Source organism: Amycolatopsis stemonae, assembly GCF_054781455.1.
Window position 1 is genome coordinate 502,563 of the sequence record NZ_BAAGUJ010000004.1, and the last position, 15,940, is coordinate 518,502.

The 15,940-nt window shown below is 71.7% G+C and carries 16 protein-coding genes; 2 read left to right on the forward strand and 14 right to left on the reverse strand.

What is annotated here, in order from left to right; genetic code table 11:
• Positions 1 to 2: 2 nt before the first annotated feature.
• Complete coding sequence (locus tag ACYVLJ_RS18065) at positions 3 to 983, reverse strand: glycoside hydrolase family protein (RefSeq protein WP_460439464.1); 981 nt, start codon at positions 981 to 983, stop codon at positions 3 to 5.
• A 207-nt stretch (positions 984 to 1,190) separates the two neighbouring features.
• Here ACYVLJ_RS18065 and ACYVLJ_RS18070 point away from each other — a divergent pair, with 207 nt between their 5' ends.
• Positions 1,191 to 2,147, forward strand: coding sequence for a LacI family DNA-binding transcriptional regulator (locus tag ACYVLJ_RS18070; RefSeq protein WP_460439465.1), 957 nt, complete (start codon positions 1,191 to 1,193; stop codon positions 2,145 to 2,147).
• Between the two features lie 81 nt (positions 2,148 to 2,228).
• On the opposite strand, the gene ACYVLJ_RS18075 is transcribed toward ACYVLJ_RS18070, so the two are convergent.
• From ACYVLJ_RS18075 to ACYVLJ_RS18135, 13 genes are all read right to left on the reverse strand, one after another.
• Positions 2,229 to 2,909 carry an MmpS family transport accessory protein gene (locus tag ACYVLJ_RS18075; RefSeq protein ID WP_460439466.1) on the reverse strand — a complete coding sequence of 227 codons (681 nt, stop codon included), beginning with the start codon at positions 2,907 to 2,909 and terminating at the stop codon, positions 2,229 to 2,231.
• Between the two features lie 94 nt (positions 2,910 to 3,003).
• Positions 3,004 to 4,044 (reverse strand): serine hydrolase domain-containing protein, encoded by a 1,041-nt coding sequence (locus tag ACYVLJ_RS18080; protein WP_460439467.1) that lies wholly within the window; start codon positions 4,042 to 4,044, stop codon positions 3,004 to 3,006.
• The gene (locus ACYVLJ_RS18085) at positions 4,041 to 5,585 is read right to left on the reverse strand and encodes an ABC transporter ATP-binding protein (protein WP_460439468.1); all 1,545 of its coding nucleotides are present in this window, start codon (positions 5,583 to 5,585) and stop codon (positions 4,041 to 4,043) included. The genes ACYVLJ_RS18080 and ACYVLJ_RS18085 overlap by 4 nt, the downstream gene beginning before the upstream one ends.
• Entirely contained in the window at positions 5,582 to 6,475 is an 894-nt protein-coding gene (locus ACYVLJ_RS18090) for an ABC transporter permease (protein WP_460439469.1), read from the reverse strand. The genes ACYVLJ_RS18085 and ACYVLJ_RS18090 overlap by 4 nt, the downstream gene beginning before the upstream one ends.
• Positions 6,472 to 7,428, reverse strand: a complete 957-nt coding sequence (locus ACYVLJ_RS18095) for an ABC transporter permease (RefSeq protein WP_460439470.1) — start codon at positions 7,426 to 7,428, stop codon at positions 6,472 to 6,474. Before ACYVLJ_RS18095 ends, ACYVLJ_RS18090 begins: the two co-directional genes overlap by 4 nt.
• A 1-nt stretch (position 7,429) precedes the next feature.
• Positions 7,430 to 8,989: an ABC transporter substrate-binding protein gene (locus tag ACYVLJ_RS18100; protein WP_460439471.1), complete on the reverse strand. Its 1,560-nt coding sequence runs from the start codon at positions 8,987 to 8,989 to the stop codon at positions 7,430 to 7,432.
• Positions 8,990 to 9,021: 32 nt separating this feature from the next.
• Positions 9,022 to 9,444 carry a thioesterase family protein gene (locus ACYVLJ_RS18105; RefSeq protein ID WP_460439472.1) on the reverse strand — a complete coding sequence of 141 codons (423 nt, stop codon included), beginning with the start codon at positions 9,442 to 9,444 and terminating at the stop codon, positions 9,022 to 9,024.
• Complete coding sequence (locus tag ACYVLJ_RS18110; protein WP_460439473.1) at positions 9,437 to 10,366, reverse strand: 3-hydroxyacyl-CoA dehydrogenase NAD-binding domain-containing protein; 930 nt, start codon at positions 10,364 to 10,366, stop codon at positions 9,437 to 9,439. The genes ACYVLJ_RS18105 and ACYVLJ_RS18110 overlap by 8 nt, the downstream gene beginning before the upstream one ends.
• Positions 10,359 to 11,252 (reverse strand): beta-keto acid cleavage family enzyme, encoded by an 894-nt coding sequence (locus ACYVLJ_RS18115; protein ID WP_460439474.1) that lies wholly within the window; start codon positions 11,250 to 11,252, stop codon positions 10,359 to 10,361. Before ACYVLJ_RS18115 ends, ACYVLJ_RS18110 begins: the two co-directional genes overlap by 8 nt.
• Positions 11,252 to 12,115, reverse strand: coding sequence for a TetR family transcriptional regulator C-terminal domain-containing protein (locus ACYVLJ_RS18120; RefSeq protein WP_460439475.1), 864 nt, complete (start codon positions 12,113 to 12,115; stop codon positions 11,252 to 11,254). The genes ACYVLJ_RS18115 and ACYVLJ_RS18120 overlap by 1 nt, the downstream gene beginning before the upstream one ends.
• A gap of 120 nt (positions 12,116 to 12,235) precedes the next feature.
• Entirely contained in the window at positions 12,236 to 13,027 is a 792-nt protein-coding gene (locus tag ACYVLJ_RS18125) for a carbon-nitrogen hydrolase family protein (protein WP_460439476.1), read from the reverse strand.
• A complete protein-coding gene (locus tag ACYVLJ_RS18130; RefSeq protein WP_460439477.1) occupies positions 13,024 to 14,340 on the reverse strand; it encodes an MFS transporter in 1,317 nt (438 codons plus the stop codon). Before ACYVLJ_RS18130 ends, ACYVLJ_RS18125 begins: the two co-directional genes overlap by 4 nt.
• Entirely contained in the window at positions 14,337 to 15,092 is a 756-nt protein-coding gene (locus tag ACYVLJ_RS18135) for an HpcH/HpaI aldolase family protein (RefSeq protein ID WP_460439478.1), read from the reverse strand. Before ACYVLJ_RS18135 ends, ACYVLJ_RS18130 begins: the two co-directional genes overlap by 4 nt.
• Positions 15,093 to 15,211: 119 nt before the next feature.
• Between ACYVLJ_RS18135 and ACYVLJ_RS18140 the strand changes: the two genes are divergently transcribed.
• Positions 15,212 to 15,865 (forward strand): GntR family transcriptional regulator, encoded by a 654-nt coding sequence (locus tag ACYVLJ_RS18140; RefSeq protein ID WP_451972901.1) that lies wholly within the window; start codon positions 15,212 to 15,214, stop codon positions 15,863 to 15,865.
• Positions 15,866 to 15,940: the final 75 nt, after the last annotated feature.

Here is a 15,940-nt window from a genome sequence, read left to right on the forward strand (position 1 = left end):
GGTCAGACCGCGCGGGCGATGGCGATGTTCCCGGCCAGCCGCTCGCCGGCCTCGTAGATCACGTACTCGCGGCCCTGGTAGGTGCCGAAGCTCGGCGCCGCGGAGCGGCCGTTGTCCGGCGCGCCCGCGAGCGGCGTGTGGAACACGCCCAGGTGGTCGCGCTTCGAGAAGTCGTTGCCGACCTCGGTGATCATCAGCCGGCCGCCGTGCGCGATGTCCGTGTTGTACACGACGTACGTGCTGCTGTTGCGCTGCAGCAGGTGCGGGCCGCCGATGTCGTTCGCCCCGACGTCGGTGTGGCGCACCAGCGGCGTCTGCGAGAACGTCCAGTTCAGCGCGTCCGGCGACCAGCCCCAGCCGATGTCGCGGTGGTTGGTGGTGTTGTTGAGCATGAACACCATGACGTAGCGGGCGTTCTTCGCGGGCAGGTCCTGCCGGAAGACGCGCGCGTAGGACGTCTCGGTGGTCCCGGCGGGCTGCAGCCGCGTGGACAGGACCTCCTTCTCGTAGGTGAAGTGGATGCCGTCGGCGGAGCTGGCCAGGCGGGTGACGGTGTTTTCGCCGTGGAAGTAGAGGTAGATCCGGTTGACGTCGTCGTTCCACAGGGCGTGCGGCGACGAGACGTGGCTGACGGAGTACTCGCCGGGCCACGAGTTCTTGATGATCGGGTTGCCCGCGTACTCGGTGAACTCCTCGTCGAGGGAGTTCGCGTACGCCAGGCAGATCCCGCCCGGCGCGTCGTGCGGGGCGTAGTAGAGGTAGTACGCGCCGAGCGCGTCCGGGATGCGGCCCTTGGTGCCGCGGACGCAGGGGAAGATCAGCTCGCCGGTCGGGTTGTAGCGGAGCTTGCTCTTGACGAGCGCCAGCCGCTGGTACCGGTAGTCGGGGAAGCCGGCGGGCGCGGCCGCGGCGGTCGCCGGGAGCAGGGCGCCCGCGCCGAGGGCGGCGGCGCCGGCCAGCAGGCCGCGTCGGGTGAGGGGCATGGCCGCTCCTTCGAGGTCTCGTGTCCGGCGAAAATGACACGCTCACGCGGGCGGGTCAAGAGAGAAATACGTATTAGTACAGTCGGGACAGGTTTGCTGGAGTTTCGGGCAAGACGGTTGACGCGGTTTCGGCGGACTTGCAGGCTGAATCGGATCAGCTGAGCCCGGCGACCCGGAGCGAGGTAGGTGATGGGCAGGGTGCGGCGGATGCCCCGGCAGGCCGACATCGCGTGCGTCGCCGGGGTCTCGCAGGCGACGGTGTCGGTGGTGCTGGGCGGCAACCGCACCGGGGTCCGGCTTTCGGAAGGGACGCGGCTGCGCGTGCTGGCGGCCGCCGAGCGCCTGGGCTACGTGCCCGACCCGGTGGCGAAACGGTTTTCGTCCGCACGCAACAACCTGCTCGGCCTGTACACGTTCACGCCGGCGTTCCCGGACTTCGCCGACGCGTATTACCCGATCCTCGCCGGCGTCGAGGCCGAGGCGGCCGCGCTCGGCAAGGACCTGATCATGTTCACGGCCTCGAGCGCGGAACCCGGCCGGATCCGCCGCACCCGGCTCGCCGACGGCTGTCTGTTCCTCGGCCGGCACGTTCCGGTGGACGCGCTCGCCGACCTGCTCGCGGCGGGGTTCCCGATCGTCTACATCGGACGCCGCCCCGAGCTCGACGGCCGCATCCCGCACGTGGGCGCGGACTACGTGTCCGCTTCGGCGGAGGTGATCACGCGGCTCGCGCGGGCCGGGCACCGTCGCCTGCGGTACCTGCGCGAGCCGGACGACGCCCCGGCGTCGGGTGACCGCGAACGCGGCGTGCGCGCGGCGGCGGCCGACGCGGGCCTGTCGGTGGCGGTGACCCGCACCGACGGCACGGACCTCGGCGCGGCTTCGGTCCGCCGCTGGCTCGCCGACGACGTGACGGCGCTGGTGGTCGAGGAGACCGACACGGGCGCGGTGTTCCACGCGACCTGCCAGGCCCTGCGCGCGGCGGGGGTTTCGGTGCCGGGCGAGCTGTCCCTGGCGGTCCTGGGCCGGCCCCGGCCGGGACGCCCGCCCCCGAGATCAGCGGGTTCGAAGTCCCGCGGCGGGCCCTGGGCCGGGCTGCCGTGCGGTTGCTGGTGTCCCTGGTGGAACCGGGGAAGAGCGAGCCTGTGCTGCACCGGCTGCTGACCTGCCCGCCGGTGGCGGGGGAGACGATCGCGACGGTCGCCTGAGCGCCCCGAGGTGCCGGCCACCTCGGGGCGTCCGCCGTCAGCCGTTGCCGAGCGTGCCGATGTTCCCGTTGGCGTTGGCGACGCCGTAGCCCTGGGCGGTGGCCTCCTTGAAGACCTTGCCGTCGACCTCGATGGTCACCTTGATGCTGCCCGAGCCGCTGCCCTGCGCCAGGATGCTGACGAACTGCAGCGCCTGGTCACCGGGGAGCTCGATCGTCTTCTCCCACGGGAGCTTGACGTGGGACTCCTGGCTGGTCGTCGTCATGCCGTCGGTGGTGTAGGTGATGTTGCCGGCCTTGCCGGTGCCGGTCACCTTGTACACGACGGTGTGCTTCGCCGCGGCCGGCGCGTCTCCGGCCGCGGCGGCGGGGAGGCTCGCGACCGGCGGCGCGGTCGGCAGCGAGTTCGCGGCGTCGGAGACGGCCTTGCCGACCACGGCGACCCAGATGATGCAGACGAGGAGCCCGATCGCCGAGAGCACGACACCGGCGATCGAAAGGCCTTTGTTGCTGGCCACGCCCTTGTTCGCGCGGCTGAGCCCGACGAACGAGAGGATCAGGCCGAGGATGACCAGTGGCCACGCGATCACCCCGATCAGCGGGATCGGCGAGAAGAGCAGGCCGAGGAGACCGAGGACGAATCCGGCGGTGCCGAGGCCGTTGCGGGGCTGGACGACGGCCGGCATCGGAGCCGGCGGGTAGGGCTGCTGGGCGGTCACGAATGTTCCTTTCACGACAGACAAGGCATTAGTCGTTTTCGCCCCGGAGCGGTGTTACGGCAGTTATCCGTTCGTGTCATCCGAGTGTGGCCTGTCACAAACAGCCGGACAGGGCCTTGAGCAGCAGTGCGCCGCGGTCGTCGGTGTCCTCGGGCTGCAGCTCGCTCGTCGTGAACGAGAACCCCAGTCCCTCCTCCGGCCAGGCGCCGTGGCGGCCGCCGCCCGCGCCCGAGTGGCCGAACGCCACCGCCGCCGGGCCGTACGTGCCGATCGGGTCCGGCAGTTCGTAGCCCAGGCCGAAGTGGACCGGGCGGTCGTTGATCGCGTCGATGCCGGACGACCACGTGCGGGTCGCCTCCGCCAGCACCGGCGGCGGGACCAGACCCGAACCGATCCGGTCGTAGAGCCGGGCCATCGCCGCCGCCGTGCCGGTCGCGCCGCCCGCCGCGAGCTGCGCACGGCGGTACGCGGCGGAGTTGATCGCGCCGGGTTCCAGGAGCCCGCGGTACATCTTGTCGACGATCCGCCGCCGGGCCGGGTCGTGCAGGAACGTGCTGATCCGGTAGTCCGGCGACCGCGTCAGCCGCGCGACGCGGTGGTCCTCGGACGCGGGCGTGCCCAGGTGGAGGTCGACGTCGCCCAGCAGGGTGCGCAGGACCTCGCCCGCCGGGCGGCCCGTCACGCGGCGGATCAGTTCGGTGCAGAGGTACCCGTAGGTCGCCGCGTGGTAGGCGACCCGGGACCCCGGCGTCCACAAGGGAGTCTGCGAGGCGAGGACGGCGGCGTTGGCGTGGTTGTCCAGAAAGGACACTTCGGCCTCGACGTACGGCAGCCCGACGGTGTGGGACAGCACGTGCGCCACCCGGGCGCCGGCCGCCGAGAACTCCGGCCAATAAGCGGTCATCCGCGCGCACGGGTCGATCGGCAGCAAGGCCATCATCGTCGCCACGATGCCCTTGGTCCCGGAGAACAGGACCACCAGCGTGTCGCGCGTCCAGCCGGGACCACCCCACAACTCGGCGAGCACCTCGCCCCGCCGCACGACGCTGAACGCCGCACCGCCGGACGTCCGGGCCAGCACGTCCGCGAACGCGTCCCGCACCGGCTCGAACCCCGGCGCCACCGTCCCCTTCACAGGCGCGGCGTCGCGGCCAGCAGCTCCCGCGTGTAGGGGTGCTCGGGATGGTCCAGGACCGTCCGAACGGGACCCTCCTCGACGATCGAACCGCCCTGCAGCACGGCGATCCGGTCCGCGACCTCGCCGGCCAGCGCGATGTTGTGCGTCACGAACAGCATCGCCATCCCGAGTTCGCGGCGCAGCTCGCCGAGCAGCTCGACGATCGTCGCCTGCACCGAGACGTCCAGCGCGGACGTCACCTCGTCGCACACCAGGACGTCCGGTGTGGTCACCAGGGCCCGCGCGATCGCGGCGCGCTGGCGTTCGCCGCCGCTGAGCTGGTCGGGCAGCCGGTCGGCCAGGGCCCGCCCGAGGCGGACGCGGTCGAGCACCTCGTCGACCCGCGCCCGGCGTTCCGCACGGGACATCGACGTCAGCCGGGTCAGCGGGACTTCGATCGACTGCGCCACGGTCTTGCGCGGGTTGAGCGAGGAGAACGGGCTCTGGAACACGTACTGGATCCGCCGCCGCTGCTCGTCGGAGCGCTGCCGGGTCGAGACCGCCAGCCCGGTGCCCGCCAGGGACACCGTCCCGGTGTACGAGCCGGTGAGACCCGCGATGCACTGCGACAGCGTCGTCTTGCCGGAGCCGGACTCGCCGAGCAGCATCAGGCACTCGCCGCGTTCGACCGAGACGTCGACCCCGCGCAGGACCACGTGCTGTCCATACGCGACGGACACCTCCCGGGTCGCCAGCACGGGTTCCGAGGGCGGCGGCGGCTCCGAGGTGGCGTCCGGGTCGGGCACCGCGTCCAGCAGCCGCCGCGTGTAGGCGTGCGACGGCGTCCGCAGCACCGAAGACGCGGGCCCGCATTCGACGGTCGAGCCGTGGTACATCACCGCGACGCGGTCGGCGATCTCGGCGACCACCGCGAGGTCGTGGGTGATGTACAGCGCGGCGACGCCGTGCTCGGCGGTCAGCGAGCGGACCGTCTTCAGGACCAGCGACTGCGTGACGACGTCCAACCCGGTGGTCGGCTCGTCCAGCACGACCACCGCGGGCCGGCACGCGAACGCCATCGCGATGCCGACGCGCTGCTGCTGCCCGCCGGAGAGCTGGTGCGGGTACCGGCGCCGGTACGCCGGGTCCGCCGGCAACCCGACCTCCGCCAGGACGGAACCGACGCGGTCGCCGACCGGGCCGTCGAAACCGTGGGTCTCGAGGACCTCCGCGATCTGCAGCCCGATGCGCAACGCAGGGTTGAGCGACAGGGCCGGGTCCTGCGGGATGTAGGCAACGGTGCTGCCTCGCAGCCGCCGCCGGCCCTCGGTGCCGAGCGACAGCACGTCGACGTCGCCCACGGTCACCCGCCCGCCGGCGACCGCCAGCCCGCGGCGGAAGTGCCCGAGCGCGGCCAGCCCGGCGGTCGTCTTGCCGGAGCCGGACTCGCCGACCAGCGCCAGGACTTCGCCGGGTGCCACCGCGAACGACACGTCGTCCAACACGGACTCGCCGGCCGTGGTGCGCACCGCGAGCCTGGTGACCGCCAAGGCGTTCATGCGCGGACCTCCCGCTTCCGGCCGGCGGCGGCCGAGGCCAGCGCGTCGGCGACGAGGTTGGTTCCCACGGTCAGCGCGGCGATCGCCAGCACCGGGAGCAGCACACCCCACGGCTGGACGACCAGCGCGATCCGGTTCTCGTTGATCATCAGGCCCCAGTCGGCCGACGGCGGCTGGATACCCAGCCCGAGGAACGACAGCGACGCGATGTACCCGATCGAGTAGGTCAGCCGCAGCCCGATCTCGACCATGAGCGGGCCCGTGATGTTCGGCAGGATCTCGCGCAGCAGGATCCACGACCGGGGCACGGCGTACATTTCGGCCGCGCGGATGTAGTCGTTGCCCGCGACGGCGACGGTCGCCTGCCGGGCGACGCGGGCCGTGCGCGGCGCGTGCGTCAGGCCGATGACCAGCACCAGCAGCCAGCCCTCCGGCCCGATCACCGCGATCGCCAGCAGCGCGATGACCAGCTGCGGGAAGGACAGCAGGACGTCGTTGCCGCGCATCAGGAAGCTGTCGAGCCGGCCGCCGCCGTACCCGGCGACCATGCCGAGCAGCGCGCCCAGCACGATCCCGAGCGCGGTGGCCAGCACCGCGTAGAGCAGCAACGTCGTCCCGCCCGCGAGGAACCGGGTCAGCACGTCGCGGCCGAGGCCGTCGGTGCCGGCGATCCCGTCCGGCTTGAACGGCTTCCCGGCGAAGTCCGTGGTCGTGTGGCCGGTCAGCACCGGGCCGAGCCACGGCCCGAGCAGGGCGATCAGCACCACGACCAGGGTGAGCGCGGTGCCGATCCTGGCCTGCGGGAACGTCCACGCGGTGCGGAAGAGCCCGCCCGGGCGGGCCGGAGGCGCGTCGGGGGTGACGGTGCGGGGGAGCTCGACGGCGGTCATCGGCCCGCCTCCGTCCTGAGTTTCGGGGTGGCGAGGATGCCGACGACGTCGGCGAGCAGGTTCACCACGATGTACACCGCGGCGATGAGGAGCGTGATCGCCTGGACGACCGCGACGTCCCGCTTGGCCACGGCGTCGATGAGCGCCTGGCCCACGCCGGGGTAGCGGAACAGGAACTCGACGACCACGACACCCCCGGCGAGCCACGCCAGCTGCAGCGCGACCACCTGCGCGACCGGGCCGATCGCGTGCGGCAGCGCGTGGCGCACGAGCACGGTCCGTTCGCGCACACCCTTGAGCCGGGCCATCTCGACGTACCCGCTGTCGAGGACCTCGTTCATCGTCGCCCGCATCATCCGGGTGATGTACGGCGTCACGACCAGGACGAGCGTGAGCACCGGCAGCACGAGCTGGGCCGGCTGGTGCCACACGGCGTCGCCGGGCGGGGTGATCGTCACCGAGGGGAAGACCTTGAACACCGTCGTCGAGAGCAGCACGACCAGCGCGACGCCGATGACGAACTCGGGCAGCGCGGCGATCACCAGGCTGATCCCGGACACCACGTGGTCGGTGGCGCGGCCGCGGCGGATCGCGCTCCACGTGCCGAGCCCGAGCCCGACCGGGGTGGCGAGCACCGCCGCGACGACGAGCAGCACGAGCGACGCCGAGATCCGGTCGCCCAGCAACGCCGTGACCGGGCCCTGGGTGGACGTCGACGTGCCGAGGTCGCCGGTGAACAGCCCGCCGAGCCAGTCGAGGTAGCGCTGCCAGACCGGCAGGTCGAGGTGCAGCTGGTGCTGCAGCGCGGCGACGCGCTCGGGGGTGGCCTGCTGGCCGAGGATGGCCCGCGCGGGGTCGCCCGGCAGCAGCAACGTCGCGAGGAAGACCAGCAGGGACACCACCCACAGCACGAGGACGCTGACGAGCAGCCGGCGCAGGATCAGCCGTGTCATCTCACGCCTCCCCGCTCGTGCCGAGCCACGCGGTGCGGAACTGGTAGCCGCTCAGCGAGATCCCGGTCCGGTCCGGGACGAGCCCGGCGACGTACTTCTGGTACGCGTCGACCTGGTTGACGAAACCCCAGACGATCAGGCCGCCGCGGTCGTATTCGATCTTCTGCGCCCGTTTGAGCAGGTCGGTCCGCTCGGCGGCGTCGGTCGTCGCCCCGGCGCGGGTGACCAGGTCGACGAACTCCGGGTCGTGCCAGTGCGTCTCGTTGTAGGGCGCCTTCGGCAGCGACCCGACGGCGACCTGCGGCAGGTAGTTGCGGGTGTACCAGAAGTCCTGGGCGAAGTCCCAGGACAGGTAGTTCTCGCCGTAGAACGTCGTGGTGTCGAGCTTGCGGATCCTGACGTTGATGCCCGCCGCCTTGGCCTGCTGCTGGAACACCTGCGCCGCCTCGACCGCCCCCGCCTGGATGGGCGCGGTCACCAGCTCGACGTCCAAAGTGGAGTGCCCGGCCTCGGCGAGGAGCCGTTTCGCCGCGTCGATGTCCTGCTTGCGCTGGGGGAGTTCCCTGGCGTACGCGGGGTCGAAGGGGGCGTAGAGATCGTTGCCGAGACGGCCCTGTCCACTGAGGACCTGGTTGATCATCTGCTCCCGGTCGACCACCAACCGCATGGCCTGGCGCACCCGGACGTCGTCGAACGGCGGCCGGTCGACGCGCATGGTGAACGGCAGCCAGGTGCCGGTCTCCGCGGCGAGCACCTGGATCCGCGGGTCGCTGTTCAGCACGTCGACCAGGGCCACCGGAACCTGGTCGATGGCGTCCACCTGGGACGAGAGCAGCGCGTTGATGCGGGCGTCGTCGTCGGCGAAGTTGATCAGCACCAGTTCGTCGAGGTAGGGCTGGCCCGGCCGCCAGTAGTGCTCGTTGCGGCTGAAGGTGCTCTGCAGCCCGGCGGTGAACGAGCCCGCCTTGAACGGGCCGGTGCCGATCGGGCGCTTCACGTCGAAGTCGGCCGGGACGATCCCGAGCGAGTACTGGCCGAGCAGGTCGTCGAAGCCGGCGTTCGGCGTGTTCAGCCGGAACTCGACGGCCCGGTCGCCGCTCGGCACGACCTCGGCCAGCACGGTCAGCCCGGCCGCGCCGCTCTTCGGGTCCTTGGGGTCCGTGATCCGCTTGAAGGTGGCGACGACGTCGTTCGCCGTCACCGGGCGCCCGTCGTGGAACTTGACGCCGTCGCGGAGGACGGCGGTCCACGTCCGGGCGTCCGGCGACGCCGTCAGCGACCGCGCGACCAGGAACTCCAGCTTGTAGTCGTGGTCGCGGACCAGGAGTGGCTCGTAGAGGTTGATCACCCGCGCGATGTCCGGGTTGGTCGCCGGGGTGTGCGGGTCGAGGGTGTCGGACGCGCCGCCGCCGGTGACGCCGACGCGCAGCCGGCCGCCGGAGCGGGGCGGCCCGGCCGGCACCGGCGCGGCGTAGGTGGCACCGCAGCCGGCGGCCAGCAGCGCGACGCCGGTCGCGGCGAGGAACCTGCGGCGGGTGAAGGGACTACATCGCTCTTCCATGGTGGGGACTTCCGGTGGGAGCGGGTGTTCGGTCAGGCGATGGCGCGCCCCGCGTAGTCCGGGACCGGGTTGACATACCGCTTCAGCCGCTCGACGGCCTCGGCCGGGAGCGGCGAGGCTCTCGAATCCGTCACGTGGATCGCCAGGATCTCTTCGGTGGCGACGAGGTCCCCGGCGACGCGCAGCTCGTGGCACAGCCGGACCTTCTTGGCGCCGATGCCCACCACGGACGTGGTGACGTCGAGCTCGGCGTCCGGCCCGACCTCGCGCAGGTACCGGACGTGGGCCTCCACGGTGTACAGGGACGAACCGCTGAGCTCCGGGCCGAGGCCGACGGTGTCCATCAGGAACGTCGTCGCGTCGCCGAAGACCAGGACGTAGTACGGCTCGGAGAGGTGGCCGTTGTAGTCGATCCACTCCGGACGGACGCGGTCGCGATAGGACAGTTCAGCCATCACGGGCCTCTTCGACGGCGCGTTGGATGGCGATGATCGCCCGGTCGCGCTCGGCGACCAGGTCCGCGATCGTGCGCTCCCCGGCCTCGTCTTCGCAGCCCTCGACGACCGCATCGCGCAGTTCGGTGGTCAGCTCGGGGGCTTCGAGGCGGGTCCACGGGGACTTCAGCGACGGCCCGAAGTGGTCGAGCATGTGCGCCATCCCGCCTTCGCCGCCGGCGAGGTGGAAGGTGAGCATCGGGCCCTGCACCGGCCAGCGCAGGCCGGGGCCGTCGGTGATGGCGGTGTCGATCTGCTCGACCGTCGCCTCACCGTTCGCGACCATGTGCAGTGCCTCGCGCCAGAGGGCTTCCTGCAGGCGGTTGGCGATGAAGCCGGGGACCTCGCGGTCCATGGTGATCACGGTCTTGCCGACGCGCCGGTAGAAGTTCGCGGCGTGCGCGACCGCCCGGTCTTCGGTGCGTTCTCCGCCGACGACCTCGACCAGCGGGATCAGGTAGGGCGGGTTGAACGGGTGCCCGACCACGAACCGTTCCGGCGTGGCCGCGTCGGCCTGCATCTCGGTCATGCCGTAACCGGACGTCGAGGACGCGACGACGATCCCGGCCGGGGTGAGGGCGTCGATCTCGGCGAGGAGCTTCTGCTTGAGCGGCAGGTCCTCGGGCGCGCTTTCCTGGACGAACACGGCGTCGGCGACCGCCTCGGCGAGCGTGGTCGTGACGACGAGGTTGTCCCGGCTCGCGCCGTCCTTCAGGCCCAGGGAGGTCAGCGCCGGCCAGGCGGCGTCGACCAGCCTTTTCAGCTTCGCCTCGGCGTCGGGGGCCGGGTCCCAGGCCCGGACGTGGAAGCCCTGGGCGAGGAAGTGCGCGACCCAGCCGCCGCCGATCACCCCGGCGCCGACGCACGCCACCGTTTCAGGCATGGACGCGCTCCTTCAGGCCGAGGATCTCGCGGGCACGGGAAGCGCTTACCACGGTCGCGCCGAGGTCCTGGACGATCCCGACGGCGCGGTCCACGAGCTGGCCGTTGGTCGCCTTCACGCCTTTGCTCAGGTACAGGTTGTCCTCCAGCCCGACCCGCACGTGCCCGCCGAGCAGCACCGACTGCGCGACCCACGGCATCTGGTCCCGCCCGATCGCGAACGACGCCCACTGCGCGCCGTCCGGCAGCAGGTTGACCATGGCCTGCAGCAGTCCCGGGTCGACGGGCGCGCCGTAGGGGATCCCCATGCAGAGCTGGAAGAGCGGGGGCGCGTCGATCAGGCCCTCTTCGACCATTTTGGACGCGAACCACAGGTGCCCGGTGTCGAAGATCTCCAGCTCGGGCTTGACGCCCAGCTCCTGGATCCGCTTGGCGCCGGCGCGCAGCATGTCCGGAGTGGACACGTACAGCTGGCTGCCCTCGCCGAAGTTGAGCGAGCCGCAGTCGAGCGTGCAGATGTCCGGCAGCAGCTCCTCGACGTGCGGCAGCCGGTCCATCGCGTTGACGAGGTCGGTGCCGTCGACGGGCTTGAGCGGGTCCTCCTGGTCGATGACGAGGTCGCCGCCCATGCCGGCGGTCAGGTTGACGACGACGTCCACATCGGACTCCCTCACCAGCCGCACGACTTCGCGGTAGAGCGCGACGTCCCGTGACGGCGAGCCGGTCTCGGGGTCCCGGACGTGGATGTGGACGACGGCGGCCCCGGCGTTCGCGGCTTCGACGGCGCTCGCGGCGATCTCCGCGGGCGTGACGGGCACGTGCGGGCTCCGGCCGACGGTGTCGCCGGCGCCGGTGAGGGCGCAGGTGACGATGACCTCGTGGTTCATCAGGCTCCCTTGACGATCGAGCTTTCGATGAAGTCGTGCAGGTGGTCTCGCATGCTCTCGACCGAGCTGCCCGGGCGGCCGGTCAGCACCTGGATGCCGAGGCCGTCGATCAACGCCGTCAGCAGGGTGGTCGCCGCGTCGGGGTCGGTCACCCCGAACACGCCCTGCTCGCAGCCCGTCCGGATCGTCATGGCGATCGTGCGGTACCAGCGGTCGATCGAATCCGTGTAGAGCGAACGGAACGCCGGGTCGAGCGCGACTTCGTTCCACACCTGCAGCCACACCGACCATTCCGCGCGCAGGACGCCGTCGGTCGGCAGCTGCAGCTCGACCAGGCGGTGCAGGCGCTCCTGCGCGTCGGAGATCGAGTGCAGCTCGGCGACCTGGCGGTCGAACGCCAGTTTCACGTTGCGCCGCAGGGCTTCGTTGAGGACGTCGGTCTTGCCCGGGAAGTGGTAGTGGATGGTCGCGGTGCTCACGCCGCACGCCTCGGCGATGTCGGCGATGCGCACCTTGTGGTAGCCGCGTTCGGCGATCAGCGTCCACGCCGTCTCCAGGATGCGGCGGCGCGGTTCGGACTGGGCGAGGTGGTCGGGGTCGTCGCTCGCCAGGCGGGCGGCCGGCGCGGGGACCGCCGTGACGGTGACCGCGTCGTCGCTGCCGTTGAGCAGCCAGTTGACCGTGACGCCGCAGTGCTCGGCGACGCGGACCAGTTCGTGCGGCGAGAACCGGCGGGTGCCGTTCAGCGCCTTGGACAGTTTCGTTTCGTCGAGCCCGATGGCGGCGGCGAACTCCCGCTGGGCTCCCGGCATGGCCTTGACCAGGCCGCGGATGCGGTCCCGCAGCTCCGCGGTTTCGTCCATGCCAGGAGACGGTAACCCCGCGTTGCGGTAATCGCAAGACTTGACTGATGAGTCAGTCGGGCGCAATGAGGGGATCGGGCGGGCCTTCGCCGGACGCCGTCCTCCACAGTGGACGGGACGTCAGCGCGGCACGACCGAGAACCGCCGCAGCTCCAGCGCCGGGTTCTTCTGCCGCACCTCGGCGATCCGTTCCGCGGACACCTCACCGACGGCCACCCCCGTCTGCTCACCGAGCGACGTGACGACCACGCCCATCGGGTCGACGAGCATGCTCGTGCCCGAGCCGGTCGGCGCCGCCTGGCCCGCCGCGGCGACGTAGAGCGTGTTCTCGATCGCGCGGGCGCGGACGAGCGTGCTCCAGTGGTACTCCTTCAGCGGCCCGGGCACCCACTCCGCCGGGAGCAGGACGACGTCGGCACCCGCGTCGGCCAGCCGCCGCGTCACCTCCGGGAAGCGCAGGTCGTAGCAGGTCTGGAGGCCGAAGCGGACGCCGTCGACTTCGAACGTCTCCGGCTCGGTGATCTCGCCGGCGCGGACGACGTCGGACTCGCGGAAGCCGAACGCGTCGTAGAGGTGGATCTTGCGGTAGAGCGCTTTCACGCCGTCGGGGCCGGCCGCGACCAGGGTGTTGGAGATCCGCGAGCCGTCGAGGCGTTCGTTCATGCCGCCCACGATCGTGAGGCCCCGCTGCGCGGCGAGCGCGAGCAGGCCCGTGACGAACTCGCCGTCGAGGTCCTCGGCGGAGTCGACGAACCGGTGGTCCATCGCGGGGACGGTGAACATCGCGTACTCGGGCAGCAGGACCACCCGGGCGCCGCGGTCGGCCGCGTCGCCGGCGAGCTTGGTCACGAGCGCGAGGTTGGCGGCCTTGTCGTCGCCGGGCGCGTACTGCGCGAGAGCCACGTGCGTCATGCGGTTTCCTTCCGGGGAGCGGCGGGCATGCGGTCGAGTTTGCCGAGCACGACCGTGTAGCAGAAGATCCCGGCGAGCAGCACCACGCCGGTGACGAGGAACGCGCCGGCGAACGAGCCGGTCACGTCCACGACGGCGCCGGTCACGATGGGCGCGGCGATGCCGATCAGGTTGGCGACGAAGTTGACCAGCCCGCCGAGTGTGCCCGAGCAGCCTTCCGGCGCGATGACCGCGACGATGCTGGACCCGGCGGGCACCGAGACGGCCAGCCCGGCCGCCCCGACCGACAGGAACACCAGGGCGACGGCGACCGACCCGGCGTAGGCGGCACCGGCGACCGACAGCGAGACGAGCATGCTGGCCACGAGCACGATCCGGCGCGCCTTGGTCTCGTCGCCGCTGCGGGCGATGAGCCGGTCGAGCACGATGCCGCCGACGAGGAACTGCGCGAGCACCGCGACCAGCCACGGGATCATCGTGTAGAAGCCGCCGGCCAGGAGCTTCACGCCGAACTGCTTCTCGAGGTAGCCCGGGAGCCAGGTCAGCAGGACGTAGTACGCGTAGGTGTAGGACGCGTACCCGAGCGCGAGGCCCCAGGTCTTGCGGCGGCGCAGCAGGTTCCCGAGCCCGGTGAGCGAGCTGGGCGTGGGCGCGTCTTCGTCGTCAGCGCCGCCTTCGCGCAGGTACGCGAACTCCTCGGGCGACAGGCGCCCGCGTTCGAGGGCCTGCTTCGGCGTCAGGTACAGCAGCCACCACACGAGGAGGTAGACGATGCTGAACAGGCCGGTGAAGACGAACGCCGCGTGCCAGCCGAACGCCGTCACCAGGAACGCCATCACCGGGATGCCGAGGACGTTGGAGATCTTGGCGCAGCCGTCGAAGATCGCGGTGGCCCGGCCGCGTTCCGACCGCGGGAACCACTGGCCGATCGCCTTCCAGCCCGCCGGGATGGTCGGCGCTTCGCCGAAGCCGAGCACGAGCCGCGACGCCATCAGCAGGCCGAGCCCGCCCGCCGACGCCGTCAGGAACGACGCGATCGCCCACAGCAGGGCGGCCACGCGGTTGACCCAGCGGACGCCGATCCGGTCGATGATCGCGCCGATCGGCAGTTGCAGCACGGCGTACGTCCACAGGAACGCCGAGGCGACGATGCCGAGCTGGGCCGCGCTGAGGTGGAACTCGCGCATCATTTCGGGCCCGGCGATGGACAGGTTGACGCGGTCGACGTAGTTGACGAACGAGCCGACGCCGAGCACGCCCGCGATCGTCCAGCGGGTCTTCGCCCGCGTCGTCGTGCGGACCGCGGTGGTCATCGGGCCTGCTTCGCGAGGGAGGTGGTCTCCTCGAAGGCCGCCGTGAGGCCGGCCATGAGGGCGCCGTGCTGCATCGTGAGCGCGAGCTGCCCGGCGCCGTGGGTGAGGGCGAACTCCTTTTCCTCGCGGCTCCAGGCGGGCAGCACCCACGGCTTCCCGGCGGCCCGGGCGGCGTCGGCGACACGCTCGAGGTCGGCGAAGTCGCCTTCTTCACGCGTGTACGCGCCCCGCTCACGGCGCAGGGACAGGTCCGACGGGCCGACGAACACACCGTCCACTGTGTCCAGTGCCAGGATTTCGGCGATGTCCTCGAGCGCGCCGGCGTCCTCGATCATCGGCAGGCAGCGCGTGCCGCGGTCCTGCTCGGCGACCCAGTCGTCGCCGAAGCCGCGGTAGCCGGTCGTGCGGCCGCCCGCGAAGCTGCGGTCGCCCAGCGGCGGGAACTTCGCGAACGCCGTGACGGCCTTGGCGTGCGCCGCGTTCTCGACGTGCGGGATGACGACCGCGTCGGCGCCGAAGTCGAGGGCCTGCTGGATCGGGCCGCGCTCGGGGCCCAGGACCTTCGCGAGCACCTCCAGGCCGAGCGAGCGCAGGAACGGGACGAACCGCTCGAGGTCGGCCAGGTCGAACGCACCGTGCTCGATGTCGAGGACGGCGGCGCCGTAGCCGATCCCGCGGGCGATTTCGGCCGCGGCGAAGCTCGGGTCGGAGAGCCAGACGGCGTAGCGCCGGTCGGCGGGGACTGGGGACATCGGGGAACCTCCTGCGCACTCACGACGGTAGCTCCGGTCGTTGTGTGCACCGTGTATACACGATGGATATCTGTCGGTCCAGACGCTAAGCTGACGGCTCGAAGAGCGAGGGGAGAGGCATGACCACCAGCGCACCGGCCGGTCCGGCGCGGGACCGCGTGTACGCCTGGCTGCGCGACGGGATCATCGCGGGCGAGCTCGAGGGGGGCCGGTTCCTGGACGAGCAGTGGGTCTCGGGCGTGGTCGGGGTGTCCCGCACGCCGGTCCGCGAGGCGTTCCACCGCCTGGAGGCCGAGCGCTTCATCAGCCTGCTGCCGCGCAAGGGCGCCCAGGTCCGCACGGTCACCGCGCGCGAGCTGGAGGAGGTCTACCAGAGCCGTCGCCTGATCGAGGGCCACGCGATCACGGAGGTCTGCACGGCCCGGGCGGGCGCACCGGCGGAGATGGCCGGGTTGATCGAGGAGATGGACCGCGCGGGCAAGGCGCGCGACTGGTTCGCGGTGTCGGGCCTGGACCGGTCGTTCCACCGGGCGATCGTCAACGCGGCGGGCAACTCGGTGCTGACGGAGCTGTACGACACGCTGCGGTCGCGCCAGCAGCGGGTGGCGGTGCGGGCGCTGGAGGCCCGCCCCGAGCGGCTGCCGGTGATCGACGCCGAGCACCGCGCCCTGGTGGCGGCCTTGGACGCCCACGACGCCGAGGAGGCGCTGCGGATCCTGAACCAGCACCTGCGCCCGGTGTCCGAGGTGGTGTCGGCCCTGGACCGCGGCTGATCCGGCGTGGGCCCGGGCCGGCGGCGGGTCCGCGTCCCACCGCGGGTCCGTGGCCAGCGCACCCGGCCTGGCGAA

Coding starts and splice junctions, on each gene's coding strand:
- ACYVLJ_RS18130 (WP_460439477.1), bottom strand. CDS start 14,340: ATGACCACCGCGGTCCGCACGACGACGCGGGCGAAGACCCGCTGGACG.
- ACYVLJ_RS18070 (WP_460439465.1), top strand. CDS start 1,191: ATGCCCCGGCAGGCCGACATCGCGTGCGTCGCCGGGGTCTCGCAGGCG.
- ACYVLJ_RS18115 (WP_460439474.1), bottom strand. CDS start 11,252: ATGAACCACGAGGTCATCGTCACCTGCGCCCTCACCGGCGCCGGCGAC.
- ACYVLJ_RS18120 (WP_460439475.1), bottom strand. CDS start 12,115: ATGGACGAAACCGCGGAGCTGCGGGACCGCATCCGCGGCCTGGTCAAG.
- ACYVLJ_RS18100 (WP_460439471.1), bottom strand. CDS start 8,989: ATGGAAGAGCGATGTAGTCCCTTCACCCGCCGCAGGTTCCTCGCCGCG.
- ACYVLJ_RS18110 (WP_460439473.1), bottom strand. CDS start 10,366: ATGCCTGAAACGGTGGCGTGCGTCGGCGCCGGGGTGATCGGCGGCGGC.
- ACYVLJ_RS18105 (WP_460439472.1), bottom strand. CDS start 9,444: ATGGCTGAACTGTCCTATCGCGACCGCGTCCGTCCGGAGTGGATCGAC.
- ACYVLJ_RS18065 (WP_460439464.1), bottom strand. CDS start 983: ATGCCCCTCACCCGACGCGGCCTGCTGGCCGGCGCCGCCGCCCTCGGC.
- ACYVLJ_RS18085 (WP_460439468.1), bottom strand. CDS start 5,585: ATGAACGCCTTGGCGGTCACCAGGCTCGCGGTGCGCACCACGGCCGGC.
- ACYVLJ_RS18125 (WP_460439476.1), bottom strand. CDS start 13,027: ATGACGCACGTGGCTCTCGCGCAGTACGCGCCCGGCGACGACAAGGCC.
- ACYVLJ_RS18140 (WP_451972901.1), top strand. CDS start 15,212: ATGACCACCAGCGCACCGGCCGGTCCGGCGCGGGACCGCGTGTACGCC.
- ACYVLJ_RS18090 (WP_460439469.1), bottom strand. CDS start 6,475: ATGACCGCCGTCGAGCTCCCCCGCACCGTCACCCCCGACGCGCCTCCG.
- ACYVLJ_RS18135 (WP_460439478.1), bottom strand. CDS start 15,092: ATGTCCCCAGTCCCCGCCGACCGGCGCTACGCCGTCTGGCTCTCCGAC.
- ACYVLJ_RS18095 (WP_460439470.1), bottom strand. CDS start 7,428: ATGACACGGCTGATCCTGCGCCGGCTGCTCGTCAGCGTCCTCGTGCTG.